At 69.4% G+C, this 20,003-nt stretch carries 18 protein-coding genes; 8 read left to right on the forward strand and 10 right to left on the reverse strand.

Features of this window, described 5'->3' with window-relative positions:
* Positions 1–5 precede the first annotated feature (5 nt).
* The 8 genes from EFK10_RS12635 to EFK10_RS12665 all read right to left on the reverse strand — a co-directional run bounded on the left by EFK10_RS12635 (position 6) and on the right by EFK10_RS12665 (position 10,067).
* Entirely contained in the window at positions 6–266 is a 261-nt protein-coding gene (locus EFK10_RS12635) for a hypothetical protein (RefSeq protein ID WP_127355809.1), read from the reverse strand.
* A 288-nt stretch (positions 267–554) separates the two neighbouring features.
* The gene (locus tag EFK10_RS12640; RefSeq protein WP_127355810.1) at positions 555–845 is read right to left on the reverse strand and encodes a hypothetical protein; all 291 of its coding nucleotides are present in this window, start codon (positions 843–845) and stop codon (positions 555–557) included.
* 360 nt (positions 846–1,205) lie between these two features.
* Positions 1,206–1,742, reverse strand: a complete 537-nt coding sequence (locus EFK10_RS12645) for a DUF2269 family protein (protein WP_127355811.1) — start codon at positions 1,740–1,742, stop codon at positions 1,206–1,208.
* A gap of 135 nt (positions 1,743–1,877) precedes the next feature.
* Positions 1,878–2,597: a response regulator transcription factor gene (locus tag EFK10_RS12650; protein WP_127355812.1), complete on the reverse strand. Its 720-nt coding sequence runs from the start codon at positions 2,595–2,597 to the stop codon at positions 1,878–1,880.
* Positions 2,598–2,601: 4 nt separating this feature from the next.
* Positions 2,602–3,831 carry a sensor histidine kinase gene (locus EFK10_RS12655; protein ID WP_206305425.1) on the reverse strand — a complete coding sequence of 410 codons (1,230 nt, stop codon included), beginning with the start codon at positions 3,829–3,831 and terminating at the stop codon, positions 2,602–2,604.
* Positions 3,832–3,859: 28 nt separating this feature from the next.
* Complete coding sequence (locus EFK10_RS50020) at positions 3,860–4,063, reverse strand: hypothetical protein (RefSeq protein ID WP_240677183.1); 204 nt, start codon at positions 4,061–4,063, stop codon at positions 3,860–3,862.
* Positions 4,018–4,548, reverse strand: coding sequence for a CPBP family intramembrane glutamic endopeptidase (locus tag EFK10_RS50025; protein WP_240677184.1), 531 nt, complete (start codon positions 4,546–4,548; stop codon positions 4,018–4,020). Before EFK10_RS50025 ends, EFK10_RS50020 begins: the two co-directional genes overlap by 46 nt.
* Before the next feature lie 797 nt (positions 4,549–5,345).
* Positions 5,346–10,067, reverse strand: coding sequence for a multicopper oxidase domain-containing protein (locus EFK10_RS12665; RefSeq protein ID WP_206305424.1), 4,722 nt, complete (start codon positions 10,065–10,067; stop codon positions 5,346–5,348).
* Between the two features lie 469 nt (positions 10,068–10,536).
* On the opposite strand from EFK10_RS12665, the gene EFK10_RS12670 reads away from it, so the two are divergent.
* Positions 10,537–11,202: a response regulator transcription factor gene (locus EFK10_RS12670; protein ID WP_127355814.1), complete on the forward strand. Its 666-nt coding sequence runs from the start codon at positions 10,537–10,539 to the stop codon at positions 11,200–11,202.
* Entirely contained in the window at positions 11,192–12,289 is a 1,098-nt protein-coding gene (locus tag EFK10_RS12675; RefSeq protein WP_164835960.1) for a sensor histidine kinase, read from the forward strand. The genes EFK10_RS12670 and EFK10_RS12675 overlap by 11 nt, the downstream gene beginning before the upstream one ends.
* A gap of 2 nt (positions 12,290–12,291) precedes the next feature.
* On the opposite strand, the gene EFK10_RS12680 is transcribed toward EFK10_RS12675, so the two are convergent.
* Positions 12,292–12,807, reverse strand: a complete 516-nt coding sequence (locus EFK10_RS12680) for a hypothetical protein (protein WP_127355816.1) — start codon at positions 12,805–12,807, stop codon at positions 12,292–12,294.
* Between the two features lie 79 nt (positions 12,808–12,886).
* Positions 12,887–13,063 carry a DUF7848 domain-containing protein gene (locus EFK10_RS53780; RefSeq protein ID WP_456318724.1) on the reverse strand — a complete coding sequence of 59 codons (177 nt, stop codon included), beginning with the start codon at positions 13,061–13,063 and terminating at the stop codon, positions 12,887–12,889.
* Between the two features lie 113 nt (positions 13,064–13,176).
* Between EFK10_RS53780 and EFK10_RS12685 the strand changes: the two genes are divergently transcribed.
* From EFK10_RS12685 to EFK10_RS12710, 6 genes are all read left to right on the forward strand, one after another.
* Positions 13,177–13,374 (forward strand): hypothetical protein, encoded by a 198-nt coding sequence (locus EFK10_RS12685; protein WP_127355817.1) that lies wholly within the window; start codon positions 13,177–13,179, stop codon positions 13,372–13,374.
* A gap of 311 nt (positions 13,375–13,685) precedes the next feature.
* Positions 13,686–15,179, forward strand: a complete 1,494-nt coding sequence (locus EFK10_RS12690) for an APC family permease (RefSeq protein ID WP_164835961.1) — start codon at positions 13,686–13,688, stop codon at positions 15,177–15,179.
* A gap of 129 nt (positions 15,180–15,308) precedes the next feature.
* Positions 15,309–16,070, forward strand: coding sequence for an SDR family NAD(P)-dependent oxidoreductase (locus EFK10_RS12695; protein ID WP_127355819.1), 762 nt, complete (start codon positions 15,309–15,311; stop codon positions 16,068–16,070).
* A gap of 2 nt (positions 16,071–16,072) precedes the next feature.
* On the forward strand, positions 16,073–17,320 hold the full coding sequence (locus EFK10_RS12700) for an ROK family transcriptional regulator (RefSeq protein WP_127355820.1): 1,248 nt from the start codon (positions 16,073–16,075) through the stop codon (positions 17,318–17,320).
* A 62-nt stretch (positions 17,321–17,382) separates the two neighbouring features.
* Positions 17,383–18,813, forward strand: coding sequence for an aldehyde dehydrogenase family protein (locus EFK10_RS12705; RefSeq protein WP_127355821.1), 1,431 nt, complete (start codon positions 17,383–17,385; stop codon positions 18,811–18,813).
* An 11-nt stretch (positions 18,814–18,824) separates the two neighbouring features.
* Positions 18,825–19,982 (forward strand): alanine racemase, encoded by a 1,158-nt coding sequence (locus EFK10_RS12710; RefSeq protein WP_127355822.1) that lies wholly within the window; start codon positions 18,825–18,827, stop codon positions 19,980–19,982.
* Positions 19,983–20,003: the final 21 nt, after the last annotated feature.

A 20,003-nucleotide genomic window follows, 5' to 3' on the forward strand; every position in this document is an offset into this window, starting at 1 on the left:
AGCCGCTACGCGGCGTCGCCCTCGTCCTCGATCATGTACCAGGTCCATTCCCAACCGCCGATGTAGTACCGGCCGTCCTTGCCCGGGTGCCCGATGGCGGCTCCTTGCTTCGGGCTCTGCCCGTGGTGGGCCCATCGGATGTGCAGCACGATCGCGCGGGGCTCGCCCTCCGTGTCCGTGCCGCCCTCAATGACGTGGATGGTATCGACGGCGTCATGTCCGTACTTGGCGGCGTCGGCCTGGGTGTCGGCGGCCAGCTGCCGCACGGTGTCGAGAGTGAAGCTCGGGGAGACCCAATCGTTCCATCGGTTCGTCGGGTGTACCTGGGCTGCATAGGTTCGTTCCTCGTTGTACGAAACGCGCGTGGTGATCACGCTGGCCTCTCGTGGGGTGAGTCGTGGTCCGGGTGCCGGCGGGTGAGCCGGGGGAGAGGCGGGGGCGGGTCGTCCGGCCCCCGCCTGTGCGCTTTCCTCCGGCTCGTCCCCTCGGGGGCCTGGGCGCGGTTCCGCCGCCGGTTGGATTCCGTGGGGCGGGGCCGCGTGGCGGCGGGCGGCTTACTGGGTCGTCAGGCGGAACTGCTGCCGGTCGTGGCTGAGTTGCAGTAAGAGCCAGGTGTCGTGGTGCTGGACGGCTTCGCGGAGCATGCCAAGCAAGGTGCCGTCACTGATCCACGTGGGGTCGCACAGGTCGAAGGGCTCGGCGAAGTCGTCGCCGCCCAGGAGGGACGGGGCATCGATGCCGATGCCCCAGCCGCGATGGTCCGGGCGCGGATCTCGGCGGGGGTGGCTTCGTAGGTGGGAACGGGCACCACTTGTTGACGAGTTTGACCAGCACTTGTCGATCACCGCGCCGCGAAATGTTGATGAGAACCGACAGCACTGGGGCCACCGCAGGCACGTGTGACGGCCGTGGCCGCCCCCGGATTTCGAGGGACGATGGATGTAGGGGCACGCGTAAGGACAGCGTCGATCGGCTGGGCGGGGGCGACGGGCAGGGCAGATAGGAAGGGCGTCTGATGGCAGAGACTCGCAGGCCGGACGTGCCTTGCTCCGACGAGCAGCTGTCGCAGGTCGAGACTCGGCTGACGCAGGAAGCCAAGCTCCACCACCGGATGCCGGAGCTGCTGGACGCCGTGATGGCGATCAGCGGCAAGCTGGAGCTGTCAGTGGTACTGCGCACGATCACCGACACGACATTTGTGCAGGTCAGGATGTTTGTCGGGCGCGTCCAGAGTCCACCGGTTTGCACGCCGACGCACGCAGTTTTCGACCGCGCAGTGTCAGCCCCCAGGGTTTGAGGATCGAGATCACGGTCATGAAGACGTAGGCGGACAGAGAGACGATCGGCCCGAACAAGACGTCACCGGCGTCGGGCAGTGGTTCGCCCGCGGCGACGGCGGTGACCGCGGAGTTCACCCCAGGGCGCAGCGCGAAGACCGTGGCGGTGGTCGTGGCCAGGGTCAGCCAGAACTTCGTGTAGACCCATCGGTGTCTCGCCAGTCCCCACGGGGTGCCCAGGGACAGCACCAGGCCGCTGAGGAGGGTGAGGAACGCGACGGGGAGCAGGAGCCAGTCGGCGAAGAGCTTCATGGCTCGGACGGAGGCCTCCACGGTCCTTGCGGACCCGGTGGTGGTCGCGGTGACCCCGAGTGCGAGCAGCCCGAGCGTGAGCCCGAGCCAGCTTGCGGAGGCGGCCACATGGACGACGAGGGAAGCCCGGCGTGCGGGGCGGCTTAGTTTCACCTGAAACACCGTGCCGGGCGGGAGCGGCGAGGACGTCTGCCAGCGGGAGTAACCCCGCGTACTAGCCTCGGCGTACAGGGCGAGACGGCCGTGTGGCAAGCTGCGATGCTCTGAGTGGCCAACTGGCGTGCTCAGTCACATCTGGTCCGAGCACACGGCTGTCGCATGCGGCGACCAGAAGAACTGAGACGCCACGTCGCCGGACGCGTGCACGGCGTCGATGCCGGTCGGCGCGTGGGCCAGGGTGTTACTGGGCACAATCGTGTACTCGGCTTGGGCCCGCACGACACCGGTCGCGCCCTCCGCGTTCGACAGGCCCTCCGCGATCAGGTGGAGCACCTCCAGTTCGCGGCGGGTCAGTGACCGGACGAGGTTTTCTCTGGCCGGCCGGGAGGTGTCCGCCGGACGCAGCCGTTCGGCGAAGTGGCCGATGAGTTGGCGGGTGACGGCGGGTGCCAGCAGCGCTTCGTCCCGGGCCACCGTCCGGATGCCGCCCACCAGTTCCGCAGGCGGTGCGTCCTTGAGGAGGAAGCCGCTCGCTCCGGCCCGCAGCGCGTCGTGAACGTAGGCGTCGACGTTGAACGTGGTGACGACCAGTACCCTCGGCGGTGCCTCGACGTCGGGACCGGCGAGCCGCCGGGTCGCCTCGATGCCGTCGATCAGGGGCATCCGGATGTCCATCACGGCCACGTCGGGGCGCAGCCGCTGCGCGGCTTCCACCGCCTCGTGCCCGTTCTCGGCCTCACCGACGACCTCCATGTCGGGCTGCGCGGAGAAGATGGTGACGTAGCCGGTACGCACCAGTGCCTGGTCGTCGCAGACGAGCACCCGGATCGGCGGCGGGGAGTCGCTCACGGGGTCACTCCTGAACGGGCGCGGACGGAATCACGGCGCGGACACTGAACCCGCCGTCGGGACGGGGGCCGGCCACCAGTTCACCATCGAGGATCCGGACCCGTTCACGCAGCCCGCTCAGCCCTCGTCCGCCCGCAGGCCCCGGTGTCCGCGCCGCCGGCGCGGCCGGTGAGGAGGGGGCGGGTCCGTCGGTGGTCACCTCGGTCTCGACGTGCTCCTGGCCGTGCCGGACCAGGACCACCGTCCGCTGCCCGGCCGCGTACTTCATCGCATTGGTGAGCGTCTCCTGTACCACGCGGTAGGCGGCCAGCTCCACGTCCACTGTCCGTGGCCGTCTCACGCCGTGCTCGGTGAAGTCGACGGGCTGACCCGAGAGCCGGGCCTGTTCGACCAGGTCCCCCACCTTCCCCAGGGTGGGCGCGCGGTCCGCGCGGGCCGGGTCCGCGGCTGCCGATTCGCCGGTCGCCTCCAGCACGCCGAGCAGGTGCCGCAGTTCCGTCAGCGCCCGACGGCCGGTGTCGCTGACGGCCGCGAGTCCTTCGCCGGCACGCTCCGGCGCGGAGGTGAGCAGGAACTGCGCCGCGTCGGCCTGGACCACCATGGCCGTCACATGATGGGTGACCACGTCGTGCAGCTCCCGCGCGATACGTGCCCGCTCGGCGGCCGTGGCCACCTCGGCGGCCAGCCGCCGCCGCTCGGCCTCCTGCGCCCGCCACCTTCGCATGGCACTGCCTGCCAGCCAGAACACGGCCAGGCTCAGGTAGAAGGCGAGATAGTCCCCGAATCGCTGCGGTGAGCCCAGGCTGTGCAGGACGAGGGCCAGTACGACGTAGCCCGCACTCGCCGCCGTAGCGAGAGTGCGGCGGTAGGAGACCTGGTGGGCCCCGGCGGAGTACAGGGCCAGATAGAGGCCCACGCTCCCGAAGGTCGTCGGGCAGCCCAGTGCCTGGTGCACCGCGAACGCGGCGCCGACGACCGGCAGACAGAGGGCGGGCCTCTGTCGGCGGACCGCCAGCGGCAGGGTCTGCGCCAGGGTCAGCCCGACGCTCAGCGCGTCCGCCGGCCGCTCGGGAAGGTCGCCGAGCTGTGCCCCGATGTTCGACAGGGTCGGTACGAAGGCCAGCAGGGTGAGCACCAGCGCGAGGACGCCGTCCTTGACGGAGGCGTCCCGCTCTTCCCACCAGTCGAGCGGCGCCCGCAGGAGCGGAGTCCTCCAGGGCGCCTGCGGGACCATCACTTCCGTCTCCTCCAGTCAGCCGGGCTCAGCGGCGTGTGCGCTGCCTGGGCAGGAGACCGCCGCGCCGGTGGGCGAGGACGAGCATAGGGGCGGCGAGCAGCACACTGATGACGACGGGCACGATCGACGCCTCCAGGCCGAAGCTCCCGCCGGTCAGCAGGGCCGGGCCGTCGACGTCCGCGGTCAGCAGGCCCGCGGCTGTGTGACCGGAGACCGGGATGCCGAGCAACTGCTCGGTGGTGTTCCAGGCGAAGTGCAGACCCACGACGAACCACATGCGGCGCCGAGCAGGACGCCCGCCTCGAGGGCGATCGCCAGTGCACTCCACGCGGTGGCGTCGGGGTTGGCCAGGTGTACGCCGCCGAAGAACAGCGCGGTGATCACGAGGGCGGCGCGGCCACCGCAGAGCCGTTCCAGGGCTTGCAGGGCCAGACCGCGGAACATCAGCTCCTCCGCGCCCGCCGCGCCCGCCGCAACGGTGGCCGCGGACGCCACGATCGGCACAAGGGTATGGCCCGCCCAGGACAACGAATAGCCCCCGAGCACCGTGATAACGAGGGCGGAGACCAGGACGAACCCCAGGCCGATCCCGCCGCCCAGCAGCGCCTCGCGCGCAGCCGGGCGCCGGGCGATCTCCGGCATGGGCCGCCGCGCGAGGTAGCGCATGACCGCCCAGTACACGGCCACCGCGCCGGCCGCGCCCAACTGCGGCAACGGGCCGGGTCCGTTCGCGGTCGCACCCCAAGACCACGCCGACGCCGACCAGGCCCGTCAGCATCCAGCCCAGCGGAGAGCGGACGATCCGGCCGACCCGGCCGCCGCCCGGGCCGGAGCCCTTCGGCCGGTGGTCGGGGCCTGCGTCGTGGTGTGCGGTGGACGTCGTGCTCATCGTGGCCTCCCCTGGACATCGGTCGCACGGGCGGCGACCCACCGACCACGCTAGGAATCCGGCGACGTCCGCGAATCACCCGCGCGCGGACGACTCCTGTAGCTCTCACGGGGGATGCGCCCCCCACCGCCCGCCCCCTCTCGTCCATGCCCAACACAGCAAGACCGTCGACACCACCAACCTGAACGCCCCAGCGCCGACCCCCACGGCGAGCTCGCCGACAGCCAGTGCCTGTCCACCACCTGCGTCTGCTCAGGCCGCCTCAACTTCAACTTGCTGTACTTGACAGACAGTCGCATGGTCTGCCGACCCCGAGGTGAGAGGCCCTTGCGGCACCGCGTTTACGCAGATGGCGCTGAACCCGCCATCCCGTGCACCGCCGTCAACCGGCGTGGCCGGTGCTCAGCACCTGCGGCCTCCGGAGCGCAGCACACCGCCGGCGCCGATGGGGGTGGGCGGCGCCGGCGGTGTGGCTGGGGTCCGGAGGGAGCGGCCCGGCCCGCGGTCCCCGCGGGGCGGGCCAGGAGGGCGTGCGGGGCGGGCCAGGAGGGCGTGCGGGGCGCCCGCCCTCCTGTCGTGCGTGGTCACACTCTGGAGCGGCCGACGTCCTTCCTTCCCGGCATCACGGTGCTGCGGCCACCTGGACCGGGGATGACCACGCTGAGCTCCCGAGCACGTTGGTCGCTCGGACCTCCATGTACCAGACCTGGCGAGCGACGTTGCCCGTCGTGTAGGTCAGCGTGCCGGCGGGAATCGTGGGCGACGTCCCGGCCACCGTGGTGAAGGCGCTGGTGCTGCTCCACCGGACGGCGTAGCTGGACGCGTTGGAGACACCGCTCCAGGCCATCGTCATCCTCTCGCTGCTGCCGATCCGGGTAGCGGTTCCTCCCAGGCCTGCCGGCACCGACGGGGCCGACACCTGGACCGTGATGGGAGGCGTCGTGCTGCGCCCGGCGGCGTTCACCGCCGAGACCCGGTACTGGTAGGTCGACCCCAGAGCGACGGTGCCGTCCACGAACGTGACCGTTCCGGTTTTGTTGCGGGCCGGGGCCGTGCCGACCTGGCTGAACGTCACGCCATTGTCCGTGGACCGCTCGACGACGAACCCGGACTCGTTGGTCGCCTTGTCCTGCCAGGTGAGGCTGGCCTTCGGCCCGGTCTGCAACGCAGCGGTCAGGCCAGTCGGAGACAGCGGAACGTTGACGCCAAGCGGGTCCGATACCGACTTCACCGTCATGCTCGGGAACTCGCTGCCGTATCCGACCGTGTTGAGCGCGACGACCCGGTAGAGGTACGGCGTGGTCACCGATGCCGTCGGGTCGACGAAGGTGCGGGCCTGGTGGATGTTCGGCTGACCCAGCGGCGAGTCGACTGTGCCGACGTCGACCCATGTGGTGCCGTCGCTTGTCCGCTGGACGACGAAGGATGTCTCGTTGATCGAGTTGTCCTGCCACGCCAGCCGGATCCGGGCGCTGTTGCCCGTGCCCACGACGGCTGACGAGAGCCCGCTTGCCTTCAACGGCGGCAGCGCCAGCGACTCGGGACGCATCATGTCCATCTCCTCATGGCTGAGGATGTGGCAGTGGATGACGTACTCCCAGCCGAAGTTCACCAGCTTGTTGGTGATGGCTGCCGTCGGGTCGCCCTGCGGATCGACGTTGTTGAACATCGACGTGTCACCGAGTGGCATCGCCGGGTCGAGCGGCCGGACGGAGTTGGGCACCTCGAACGGCACCGTCGGCACGATCGGCCGCAGCGCGACGATCGTGTCCTCCAGCGGACTCATCCGCACCGTGTCCTTCCACCCCAGCTCGTTGGCGTCCGGCGGGATGATGATGTTGTCCCAGGTCACCCGGTTGAGGACTTGGACGTCGTACAGGTGGAAGTGGATCGGGTGTGTGTCCACCCCGTTGTGGGTGAACCGCCAGATCTGTGTCCCGTCCGCGTTGGTGCTGATAGGCGTCACCTTCACATCGCCCTTGGGCAGGTCGGTGCCGTCGATCAGCTCGGTCGGCGGGTTGATGTACGGGTACAACGTCACGTTCTGCGCCCCCGGCGTCGGTGGCTGCGCCTCGACGCCGAGGTTGGCTTGCATCCGGCCGAAGTCGTCGAACGTCGTCGCGTTCATCTCGTCGTGGATGGCCTTCGGCTGCAGCGGCATCGTCATCTTGGTGGTAGGTGCCTTGAGCGTGTTGAAGCCGAAGGTCGATGTGTCGTTCACACGGACCAAGCCGTCACAGGTGTTCACGGACGTGTTCTTGACATTGCAGTTGCTGCTGGCGGCAAAGCTCTTGCCGTACGCCGAGTTGTAGGCCGCCTGTCCGACGATCGTCGGGTTCTGCCCGGACTCGAAGACGCCGGAGCCGTCTGCATGGTGCTTGAAGGCGGAACGCAGCTTTGTCAGGTCGAACGCCGGAGCCGGCGTCGTGTCCGCGATGGTCACCTGCATCACGGTACGGGTGTTGGGCCCGTAACCCGGCAGAATCTTCGGTGCGCCGACCGGGCTGAGGTCGGGTGCACCCGTGTAGTAGTCGTACGACGAGACGCGTGCCGGGTAGGCCGCGGGAGCGTCGTTGTACAGGATGAGCGTCTTGCCGGCGAACTTCGAGAAGTCCACCAGCACGTCGGCCCGCTCGGCCGGCGCGAGAGCCAGCGAGTGCTTGTCCACGTTGCCGACGTCGAAGCGCGTCGGGTCGGTGATCCAGGTAGTCGGCTGCTGACCGTCGATGACGGCCGGCGCCGGCAGGAAGCCACCCTCGTTGGCGATCTGGATCCAGTCCGGCCCGGCGGCGTCGTTGTTCGCGTCCACCGGGGTGGGCGACACGTTCGGGTCGGTCTGCGCGGCCGCCAGCTCGCTCGGCTTCAGCGCCACCTCGGTCGTGCCGTCGCCCTGCTTCGGGTCGGCGGTGTACCACTGGAAGTTGAAGAACCGGTCGTCCGCGGCGTTGAGCAGCCGCATCCGGTAGGTCTTCGGCTGAAGCGTCACCTTCGGGTAGGCAACCCCGTTGACGATGGGTGTGTCGTTGAACTGCTCCATGCCCATCGAGATGTTCGGCGTGCCGGGGATCTGCTCCGGCTCGCAGTACGGGTCGGTCTGGTACTGCCAGGTCGACGGGTCGTCCAGCTTGCACTTCGGGTCGTAGTACGGGTTGGCGATCGGCCCGTACTTGGTGTCGCCGGCCGGCGGCCAGAACCACGGCCCGTACATCCAGCGCCCGTACGCGCTCATGCCCGACGGGTCGCCCGGGTTCTGCGCGGGCATGTAGACGTGCTGGTACCAGAAGCTGCCCTTGGTGCCCCAGCGCTCCGTGTTCCAGGTGGGGTCCTGACCGTAGGAGATGATCTTGCCGTTGGCGTCCTTCTGGTCCTTGAGCTGCGAGTCGTCCGGCACGAACGTGCGGTCCTGGACGAGCAGCGGGATGGTGTCACTCGCGTCGGGAATCGTGCCGCTGTTGACCAGCGCCTTCTCCGTGTCGTCGGTGATGGTGTAGCCCGCAGCCTCGCCGGCGTACACGTTCAGCCGGGTGATGCCGTAGGAGTGGTCGTGGTAGAACATCAGCCGGGCGCTCTGCTGGTTGGTGTAGTAGAACGTCGAGCAGCCGTCGTCCTTCGCGGCGCAGAGCGTCGCCCCGGAGCCGTCCACCATGTCCGGCACGTTCTGCACGCTGACACCCTGCGGCCAGTCCGTGGTCTCGCCGGCCGGGGTGATCCACTGGTGCGGGGTGCCGTCGCTGATCCACGGCGTGATGCCGCCGTGCAGGTGCAACGTGGCCCGGTTGTCCGTGAAGCAGCCGGTCTTGTCGTTCGTGCACATCGGGTTGCGCACGTCGTCCATGACGGTGCCGTCGTTCTTCGGTGCGGGCATCGTCATCGGGCCCATGCCGGAGCCCATGCCGGTGCTGTCGACCGGCAGGAACAGGTCACCGTCGGCGCCCTTCGGGAGCAGGTTCCGGAACACGATCCGCACCGGCCGGTCCTTGGTCGCGGCGATGAGGGGGCCCATCCACTGCGGTGAGGTCACGCCCGTGTACGGCAGCGGTTGCCTGGTGCCGTCCATCAGCTCGTTGTAGAGCGGGACCCGCCGCCCTGGCACTGCGTCCGTCGACAGCTGGACGTAGCCCCGCACCAGGGTCGGCGGCAGGTCCGAGGAGAACCGGGTGAGGTACTGCACGAGACCGATGACGTACTCGTCGGCCGGCTTGCCGCTGGTGGTGACAGGCTCTGGCACACCCACGGGGATGAACTTCTCCGACGGCTTCGTCGACGGTGCCTGCAGCTGCGCGACGTCAGGACAACCCGTGCCGTCCGCCCCGGGGTCGCAGGTGATCGGCAGCTCGTCCTGGAACTTCTTCATCCCGACCGAGAGGTAGCCGGCCCCCGGGTTGATGACCTTGATTCCACTGATCGCGCCGGCGTCCGTCACGGCGTTTGCCGCTGCCCCGGCGCCTCCCTTGCCCGTCGGGTCGGTGATGGTGACATCGGGCGTTCCGGTGTAACCGGAGCCGATCGTGTCCACGGTGAGCGCCACCAGCTTCAGGCTGCTGGAGACCTTCGCCTCCGTCGCGCCGGGGATCGGGTCGGACAACGTCCCGTTGTGGATCGCGACGCCGGGTGCGCTGGTGTAACCGCTGCCGGGATCGTCGACGGTCACCTTCGTGACGCTGCCGTCGGCAGCGAGATCGGCCGGGTCGACGTGACCCTTGGCCACTGCGCCGTTCGGGTCGTCGGGGAGGTCGAAGTCCACCGTCGGCATGGTGTAGCCAGACCCGCCGTCGGTGATCGTCACGGCGTCCACCCCACCGGAGGCCGTTGCGGCAGCGCCGCTACCGTCGCCGGTGATGTCGACCGCGAAGCCGCCGTAGCCGCCGCCGCCCGCGCTGACCTTGAGGCCGATCACGGCCCCGGTCGACTGGACGGTGGCCTCCGCGGTCGCTGCCGTCGTGCCACCGTCGATGGTGACCGACGTCGCGCCGGCGACGTAGTCGTGCCCTGGGGCGGTCACGTCGATGCTGGCGATGCCGCCGGTCTGCGGGTCCACTGTGGCCGTCGCCTCGGCGCCGGTCCCGGCGCCGTCAGCGGTGGACGTGATGGTCACACTGGCCTTCGACAGGGTCAGCGGGCTGTTGGCCCAGTTCGGCCACGGGCCGAAGTAGTGCGGGACCTTCGTCTCGTCCGTCGGGCTGCTCGGCCCACTGGCGGCAGCCGCCTGCGCCTGCTGGACCGGCAACAGCGGCAGACCCATCAAGGGCGACAGACCCATCAAGATCGCCAACGCCGCCCCGCCGGTCAGCGCGACGGTGCGCCATCCCGGCTTCCTCAACGGTCTAGTTGCATGTTTGGACACGCCTTCCCCTCCCCTTGGTGACCCGCCGCCGCCCGCGCGCTCGGGTCTGGCCCCCTTGACCCACCGGGAGGCGGCGAGAACGAGGGCACGAGCCCTTGCCACCGGCCGGCGGCGCGACCTGCGGGGGCCGCGCGACAACTCTGCGGCCGGCCGCCGAGTGCATGGGCAAAGATGACGCGCCTCTCATGCAGATGTCATGCAGATGTCATGGAGATATCATGACGGGGCGTCGCGAGGCCGGACTGCGCGGGACGTCGGCGCACCCAACGCGTCGTTGGCCGACGTACAGGACTACTCATGCAACGTCACCTCGGTCGGCTTCGGCGGGCTCCAAACCGGGTCGATCCCGACACTTTTTTGAGCTCGCCTGCGGAACGCCGGGGGCGGCACTTATAAAGGCCTGGGGACAACCGCAGATGACAGCCCAGGGGGCGCTGTCGGATGCGCGGCCGGGGGAGGTAGTACCATCATGGCTCGGCTGTTGGTCGTCGAGGACGAGGCGCGGCTGCGCGCCTACCTCACGCGCACGCTGGAAGCGGACGGTCACGTCGTCGAGCGCACGGGGTCCGGCCCGGACGCCGTACACCGCCTGCGAGACGGCGAGTTCGACCTGGTCGTGCTCGACCTCATGCTGCCGGGGTTCGACGGTTTCGAGGTGATGCAGCGGGCCTTCGACCGGCAACCCGACCAGCGGTTCTTCGTCCTGTCCGCCGTCATGGACGTCGCCACCCGGGTCCGTTGCCTGCAGATCGGGGCCGTCGACTTCCTCGGCAAGCCCTTCGCGTCAGCGGAGCTGGTGGAGCGTGTCCGCACCAGGCTCCGTGCGCCCTCCACCAGCACTTCCCAGCGGTGGCTTCACGTCGGGAAGGTCACCCTCGATCTCCAGCGGCAGGCGCTCAGCCTCGACGGGAGCAACGTGCCCCTGTCGCACCGCGAGTTCATGCTGCTCGGCCACCTCATGCGGCGAGCGGGGGAGGTGTGCAGCCGACGTGAGCTCCTCGCGAGCGTCTGGGGCTACGCCGACGACCTCGGGAGCAACGTGGTCGACGTGACGGTCCGCCGGATCCGCGGCAAGGTGCCCCGGCCGGTCATCGAGACGGTGCGCAATGTCGGATACGCGTTCAGTGCCGGCTGAGCGCCGCCGTCTCGTCTTCGTCGGCTGGGCGCTGTTCGCCGCGTGCAGCCAGCTGCTGCTGTTCGTCGTACCCGACCTCGAGACCGTGACGTTCCACCTGGTGTGGATCAGCATGTCCATCGTCTACGGCGTCCAGAGCTGGTCGGCCCGTCGCACGTCCGTCGTGCTGACCGTGGTCATCCTGGTCACGGGTGCTGCGCTGAGCGGGTTCGTAGCGCAGGGCTACGCCCACTGGGACGAGCTCGCCGAGGTGCCGCTGATGGCGCTGGTGTTCCTCACCATGGTCTGGCACGTACGCCGGCGGACTGCTGCCCTCGCGGAGACTCAGAGCCTTGTCGAGCGCGAGCGTCGCGCGCAGGGGGTCCAGGAGCTGTTCGTCCGCAACTGCTCACACGAGATGCGCACGCCGATCACGGTGGCCCGCTGCTACGCAGAGATGGTCCGCAACGAACTGCCGACCTCGCAGAGCAAGGACGACCTCGACGTCGTGGTGGACGAGCTGGACAAGCTCGCCGGCCTCGCCGGGCGTCTCCTCGTCCTGGCCGACGCCTACGAGTCCACCGAGTTCGATTGGGGCCCCGTCGACCTCGGCTCTCTCCTGCAGCGGACGGTCCAGCGGTGGCGGCCGGCCTCGGACCGTGGCTGGCTCCTGGACGCGCCCTCCGTCCTGGTCGAAGGTGACGAGTCCCGGCTTGAGGCTGCCCTCGACGCCCTGGTGGAGAACGCCGTGAAGTTCACCGTGGACGGGAACGCCATCGCGCTGCGCTGTCGCGCGACCCGCAACGGTGCCGTGGTCGACGTGGAGGACGCGGGCATCGGCTTCGCCCGGTCGCAGGCCGACGACGGGAGCGGCCAACCGCAATCGTCGGGTCGCCCCGGCACCGGGCTCGGCCTGGCGATCGTGCGCGCCATCGTCGAGGGTCATGGCGGTGGCCTCACCGTGCTGTCCGAGCCGCCGGGCGGCTCGTTGCTCCGGATGGTGCTGCCGCTGCACCCACCGGCGGCCGAGCCGAGGTCGGCACCGGCCGGTCCGTCAGGGCGGCCACGCCTGCGAGCGGCTCAGCTCGAAATCGAGGAGTCCGCCTGAGCTCAGCCGGCCCAGCCGCGGACGGTCAGGCCCGCAGCGACCCCGTGAGACGGGCGATGTCGGTGGTACCGACACGGCAGCACCCGCCGGGAACCGGGTACGCGGCCCGACAGCCAAGCGAACGACACGGCGAACCGCGCGACGGTGTCCGTGACCATCTCAAGCCGCTGTTCGAAGGTGTCATCGACGTCCGCGGGGATGAAGCCGTCGGCCAAGTCCACGTCGACGTAAGTTCCTACCTGGGCCTGGCCCCGGGCGGCGAGGTCGGCGGCGTATTCGGCCCGGGTGTCCCCGTCCTGTGGGGAGAGGGCCTCCTCACGGGTGAATTCCTCGAAGTCGCTCACGCTGCCCTGCACGACGCCCAGATGCGGTTCGCCTTCCTCGGACAGGCGGCGCAGGATCTCCTCGACGCGGCGGGTGTGCTCGTGGTGATCAGCACCGTAGGCGTCTTCCAGCGCAGGCCACTGGGTCAGGAGTTTGGTGAACTCTTCCTCGGGCCAGAACAGGGCGCAGGTCATGTGGGGCCGGGACAGGGCGGCGCGGCGTGCGGCGACCTCGGTGGTGAGCTTCTCGATCGAGGCCCGTAGGACGTCCGGGTCACCGCTCTCGGCGGCCCGCAGGCGTTCCGAATCCCTTCTGCTGGTACTGACGGTGCATCGGGTTCAGACCGGTGTGCTTGAGCGCCCAGACCTCCACCGGCAACCGCTCGTTGTCCGTAGCCTCCGACTCCTCACGGCATGCGATGCACGCAACGGAGAAGATCGCTACCGGCACGCCCTAGGCCGTCTCGGTGCTCAGCGTCCAGTCCGCCGGCGTAGCCGCGGTCGGGGGCGCTGATGGGCTCCCGGACGATCATCAAGGCGGCAGTCGGCCATGTTTCGTGTCGCATGTATAGGGGCGCCCATGGCGAGGCGGACGGGGCGCCGAGCGTGGACGAACTGCGCGAGGCCCTGACCGCAGCGGGCCTGCCGGAGACGGCGGGCGAGGACTGCTGTGCGGTGGACGCGCTCGACCTGGTCGGCCGGGGTGGCCTGGGTTGTCTCGCCAAGGTCGGGGTGTTTGGTGGTAGTTGGGGTGGGCCATGAAGCCTCGGACCATCCGCCAGGGCGGGAAAGTCCGCAGGTAAGGCCTGCCATGTGCAGTCGGTGTCCACGGACGCAGCGCCGCCCGCCCGGCATCATGCCGGACCGCTCGCAAGCCCGCCCGGTTGGCGGGCCTCCGGGCGGTCGGCAGGCGCACCCAGCCCCCGGGCCGGCCGTCGCGCCCCCACGGCCGGGCACGAACAGTAACCAATCGGACACAGCTAGAGGAAATGTGTTGGTTACATGTTTGCTATTGCCGGGAGCGACTTCTTTTCTTATGGTTCACAAAAAACTCCTCAGGAGGATCCATGCCCATGATCGATCCATCGGATGCCGGGGCTGAACCCGCGAACGAGCTCAGAAGAAATGTGCTCGGCCTGCCGAGCGCGTTGGGGATGTCGCTGGCCTTCATCTCCCCGACCATCGGGGTGCTGTTCATCTCGGCCCTCGTGGCGGGGAAGGCGGGCCTGTCCTCTCCGTTCGTCTTCATCCTCGGCACCGTGGGCATCAGCCTGATGGCCTCCACGCTGGCCCAGTTCACCAAGCGGGTGACCGCCGCCGGCACGTTCTACAAGTTCATCACGCTGTCCATCGGTCCCAGCGTCGGCTTCGTCGCGGGCATGCTCCTGATGTTCGCCTACGCGCTCCAGAGTCCGCTGAACTCCAATCTCTTCGGCGGCTTCGTGAGTCAGGTACTCAAGCAGGACCTTGGGATCGGTGTCCCGTGGTGGGTACTGATGATCTTGGTCGTCGTGTTCGTGGGGGCCCTCGCCTGGTACTCCGTGCACACCTCGATGAAGTTCGACATAGCCTTCCTCATCGCCGAGGTGGTGGTTGTCGGTGTGTTGCTGCTGCTCATCATCATCCGCGGCGGCGCGGAGGGGCAGGCGCCGCAGGCCTTCACCCCCACCCACTCGCCGACCGGAGTGGGCGGACTGGGAGAGGCATTCGTCTTCATCGTCATGACGTTCTTCGGCTTCGAGTCCTGCTCGACCGTCGCCGAGGAGGTGCGCAATCCGCGCCGCAACCTGCCCATCGCGCTGATCGGATCGGTGGCTGCCACCGGTCTGTGGTTCGTCTTCGCGGTCTACGCGATCATCGTCGGCTACGGTCCCTCGCACGTCGATCAGATCGCCAGCGCCACGGCTCCGCTGCACGCGCTCGCCGAGCGTTACATGGGCAACTGGTACGCCACGGTGGTGGACCTGGCCGCGGTGTCCGCGATCGTCGCGGTGCTGCTCGCCATCCACACCGCGAACTTCCGGATCCTCTACTCGCTGGGCCGCGACGGACTGCTGCCCCGCGCCCTGGGCCGGACCCACCACAAGCACGGCACCCCGCACGTGGCGATCATCGTCTACTCGGTCTTCACCCTGCTGATCGGCATCTCGGCCGGCGCGGCGTGGGGTCCGATGGCGGCCTTCGGCAACCTCGGCTACCTCTCCTCCATGGGCATCCTGCCGATCTTCGTTCTCACCAACGTCGCCCTGCCCGTCTTCATCTGGCGCAGGTACCGGTCGGAGTTCTCCTGGATCAAGCACCTGCTGTTCCCGGCGCTGTCCAGCGTCACTTTCCTCGCGGCGATGTGGCTCAACCTCCACCCCTGGCCGGCCGCTCCCCTCAACGTCTTCCCGTGGGTCGTCCTCGGCTGGGTGCTGGCCTCGATCGGCTGGCTGACCGTGCTCAGGCGCCGGGGAGCCGACTCCATCAAGCGGCTCGGCACCGTCCTGTTCGTCGAGGCGGAGGGCGTCGCGGAGCACGCGCGTCCGGACGAGGTGGCGGACGCCGTGGCCGCCGAGCGTGGGTAGCCGGTTCCAGGGTGGATTCCCCGAGGACTTTGCCCGACCCCTGCGTCTGACTTATTATTACTCAGTAAGAAACTAAACGGCGGCCGTGACAACACCCCGCTTCACGGCACATGACAGGAGAGCTTTCCCATGGGCAAACTCACAGGTCGCACGGCGCTCATCAGCGGCGGCGCCTCAGGCATCGGAAGGGCGATCGCCCAACTCTTCCTTGAGGAGGGCTGTCAGGTCGTCGTCAGCGACATCAACGCCGAGTCGCTGGAATCGGTGACCAAGGAGCTGGGTGAGTACGGCGAGGTCGCCGGTGTGGCCGGCGACGTGCGATCCATGCAGGACGCGGGACGGATGGTCGAGACCGCGATCACCCGCTTCGGCAAGCTCGATGTGCTGGTGTGCAACGCGGGCATCACCAGTGTCATGCCGATCATGGAGCTGACCGAGCAGGAGTGGGACGCGGTCCTGACGACCAACGTCAAGGGCATGTTCACCCTCGTCAAGCACGCGGTGCCGCACATGATCGCGCAGGGCGGCGGCAAGATCGTGACTCTGGGCTCCGAGATGGGCATCGTCGCGGTTCCGGAGTCTCCCGCCTACAACGCCAGCAAGGGCGCGGTGATCATGTTCACCAAGTCCATCGCGGTGGATCTCATCCAGCACAACATCAGGGTCAACTCGCTATGCCCGGGCATCACCCGTACGCCGCTGCTCCAGGCCGAGGTCGACAACAGCCTCGACCCGGAGAAGACGGCCGCCGAGCAGGCGTCGTGGGCGCCCATCATGAGGGTCGCCGACCCTCGGGAAATCGCCCAGGGCGCGCTCTTCCTGGCCGGGGACGATAGTTCGTTCGCCGTGGGGAGCTCCCTGGTGCTCGACGGTGGCTTCACCGCCAAGTGAAGATGCTGCGGCTCCATCCCGGCCTGCCCTCGTCACTGCCCGGCTCGGCCGCCGGCGGGTCCTCCCGTCCCGCCGGCCTGGAGAGCCATGTGCCGTCGGACATGCGCGTCGCCAACATGGTGCGCCTGCTCGCCGAACTGCGCGCCCATGGCAGCCTGCCCAGGTCGGATCTTGCGCGCCTGACCGGCCTGGCGGTTCCGACCGTGCACCGGCTCGTCTCGGAACTCGGTACCTTGGGGTTCGTCTCCGAGGCGGCCCCGGTGGCGGACGAGAGCCGGGTCGGCCGCCCCCCGGCGGTCTTTCGGCTACGGGGGGAGTCCGGCGTGGTCGGCGGCCTCGACGTGGGAAACGAGTCGACCAGACTCGCCCTGGCGTCGTTGGACGGGCGGGTGCTGATCTCACGCACGATGCCGACCTCCTCCATTGCGGAGTCCTTGGTCGACGGGATCATCACGCAGATCCTCGGCATGGCGCACGAGGCGAGTCTGCGGCCGGACAGCCTGGCGGCGGTCGGAGTGGGTATCGCGTCCGCCGTCGACCCGCAGACCGGGGTCCTGCACCGGCCGCCCCGGCATCTGAACTGGCACGGCATCCCGCTCGCCGGTGAGCTGCGGAAAAGACTCGGCTGCGAAGTGGTGGTCGACCAGGACGACCACTTGGCGGCCCTGGCCGAGTGCAGCAGCGTAGGCACCGTCCCAGGTGTCGGCTCGGTGGTCGTGCTGGAGATCGGCAAGGGCATCGGGGTCGGCATGGCCGTCGACTCCAGGTCCTTGACCGGGGGCCGGGGCCGGTTCGGCCGGATCGCCGAGTGGCCGGTGAGCCAGTCCGAGGGGGTGCGGCTGCCCGGCCGGACCCTGGGCGAATGCCTCGTCACGGACGGCCTGGTGGCCCAGTACGCGATCCGTGGCGGGAAGTCCGCCGTCCAGGACGGGCTCGGGCTGTTCGCGGCGGCCAGCGACGGCGACGCCGCCGCCCGCGCGGTGGTCGCCTGGGCCGCCTGGGAGATCGCCGATGTCGTGCAGCGGTTGCAGGCGATGTGCGACCCCGAGGCGGTCGTCCTCGGCGGCGGACTGGCCGGGGGATACGAGGTACTCCAACGTGAGATGACCCATCGTGCCGGCAGCGCCGACCAGATCGGCGCACTGCCGTTGCCCAGCGTGCTGGGCGACTTCGCCCCACTCACCGGGGCGCTGCTCGCCGCCCAGGACTCCGTGCTGCCCTGGCTGCTGACGCAGCTCGCCCACACCTGACGCAGTAACCGCCTGGCGGTCGGCACCCTCCGGCCCGCCTGACCAGTTCATGAGGAGAAACAATGACCAGCAGCCACCCCGCGCTGATAGCGGGTGAGCCAGTCCAGGCATCCGGACAGGTGGACATCCAGGACCCGTCCACCGGTGAGATCTTCGCGTCCACCCCCGACTGCGGGCCCGCCGAGGTCGACGTCGCCGTCGCCGCCGCACAGCAGGCGGGCCGGGCGTGGCGGCTGACAGCAGTCGCCGAGCGGGCCGCGGCGCTGCGCCGCATCGGGCAGCTCGTCCTGGACCACCAGGATGAACTCGGCCGGCTGGAGAGCAGGCAGACCGGCAAGCCGCTGGCGCAGGGCCTGCGCGACGCCGAACTGACGGCCCGTTATTTCGACTTCTACGCCAGCGCCATCGAGACTTTCTCCGGCAGCACGGTGCCGCTGAACGCGTCTAATCTGATCTACACCTCATGGGAGCCGCACGGGGTCACCGGGCACATCACCCCGTGGAACTACCCCATGCAGATCCTCGCCCGCTCCATCGCGCCCGCTCTGGCCATGGGCAACGGGACGGTGCTCAAGCCGGCCGAGGAGGCGCCGCTGACCGCGCTGCGCCTCGCCGGGCTGGCGGTTGAGGCCGGGTTGCCCACCGGTCTGTTCAACGTGGTCACCGGCCTCGGCGAGAGTGCCGGCGCGGCGCTGACCCGGCACCCCGGCATCGGCCACATTTCCTTCACCGGCTCGGTGGAGGTGGGACGGATCATCAGTACGGCCGCCGCGCAGCGAGTCATCCCGGTCACCATGGAGCTGGGTGGCAAGTCGCCGAACATCGTCTTCGCCGACGCGGACCTGGACCGGGCGGTCCCGGTCATCGTCAACTCGATCCTGCAGATGGCCGGCCAGACCTGCTCTGCCGGATCCCGGCTACTGGTCCAGGAGCAGATCCATGACGAGGTGATCGACCGGATTGCCAAGGCCTTCGCCGCCACCGAGATCGGCCCCGCGCTGGAGGACCCGCAACTCGGACCGCTCATCTCCGGGCCGCAGCGGGAGCGGGTGCTCTCGTACCTGGAGCAGGGCCGTTCCTCGGGCACCGTGGTGACTGGCGGCGAGGCGCTGAATGGGGGACGTTACGGCGACGGCTACTTCGTCCAGCCGACGCTGATCGACGACGTGGATCCCGCGGGTCCGCTCGGCCAGGACGAGATCTTCGGCCCCGTGCTGGTGGCCTCCACCTTCAAGGACCTGGACGAGGCGCTGGCGCTGGCCAACGGTACCGACTACGGCCTGGTGGCGGGGGTGTGGACGACGCACGTCGGGACCGCGCACCGGATGGTCCGTGATGTGATGGCCGGCCAGGTCTTCGTCAACACCTATGGCGCGTCCGGGGGTGTCGAGCTGCCCTTCGGCGGGTTCAAGCAGTCCGGCCACGGACGGGAAAAGGGCGCCGAGGGCCTGCGCGGCTTCGGCCAGCTCAAGACGGGTGTGATCGCGCTGTGAATGCACGGGACATGGTGCCTCGGACGCTCCCGGTGGCGCTGTCCGACGACGTCGGGCTGCCGGTCGACATAGATGACGACCGGCTGGACAGCCCCGCCGTCCTGGTGGACCTCGATGTGGTGGACGCCAACATCGAGCGCTACCAGGCGTTCGCGAACCGCCAGGGCCTGGCCCTGCGCCCGCACTCCAAGACCCACAAGAGCGTCACCGTCGCCGAACGGCAACTGGCGGCCGGAGCGGTCGGCATCACGGTCTCCGGGGCGAGCGAGGCGCTCGCCATGACGGCCGGCGGCGTGCGTGACGTACTGGTCGCCTATCCGCTCGTCGGCCGCCGCAAGCTGGAGCGCATCGCCCCGCTGGTGCGGCGGGCCGCCGGCGACGGCATCACGGTGTCATTGGTGGCCGACTCCTCCGAGGTCGTCCAGGGGTACTGCGAACTGGCCCGCAGCACCGGCCGGACCATCCCGGTACTGGTGGAGGTCGACACCGGCATGAACCGGGTGGGCGCCGACCCCGCCGCGGCGGTCAAGCTGGCCGAGGAGGTCGCCCGGTCCCAGGGGCTGGAGTTCCGCGGGGTGATGACACACGCCGGACACAGCCACGACGCGTCGGACGAACTCGGCATCGAGGCCGTGGGACGCCAGGAGGCCATGGTGATGGGCGGCGTCCGTGAGGACCTGGAAGCCGCCGGGCTGGACGTACGGGTCGTCTCGGCCGGCTCCTCCATCACCTCCGCCTACCTCACCGCGGCCGACGGGATCACCGAGATCCGCCCGGGCACCTACGTCTACAACGACCTCCGCACCCTGGGCCGCCACGCCTGCACCCCCGACGCCCTCGCCGCGACCGTGCTCGCCACCGTCGTGAGCACCTCGGGCCGGCGCGTCACGATCGACGCGGGCAGCAAGACGCTGACACCGACCAAGGACGCCACCTACGGGCACGGTCACTTGCGTCACCGCCCGGGAGTGGTCTTCACCCGGCTGTCCGAGGAACACGGCGTAATGGACGCCCGGGACGATCTGCCGATGCCCTCAGTGGGGGACAAGGTGCAGGTCCTGCCGATCCACGTCTGCGTGTGGATGGACCTGCAGGCGGAGGTGTACGGGGTCCGCGGAGGCCGCGTCGTGCAGCGGATCGCCGTCGACGCCATGCGCCACAGCCTATGAGGACCCCGCCTGCGATCCCCG

Source organism: Streptomyces soli (assembly GCF_003999195.1).
GTDB lineage: Bacteria > Actinomycetota > Actinomycetes > Streptomycetales > Streptomycetaceae > Actinacidiphila > Actinacidiphila soli.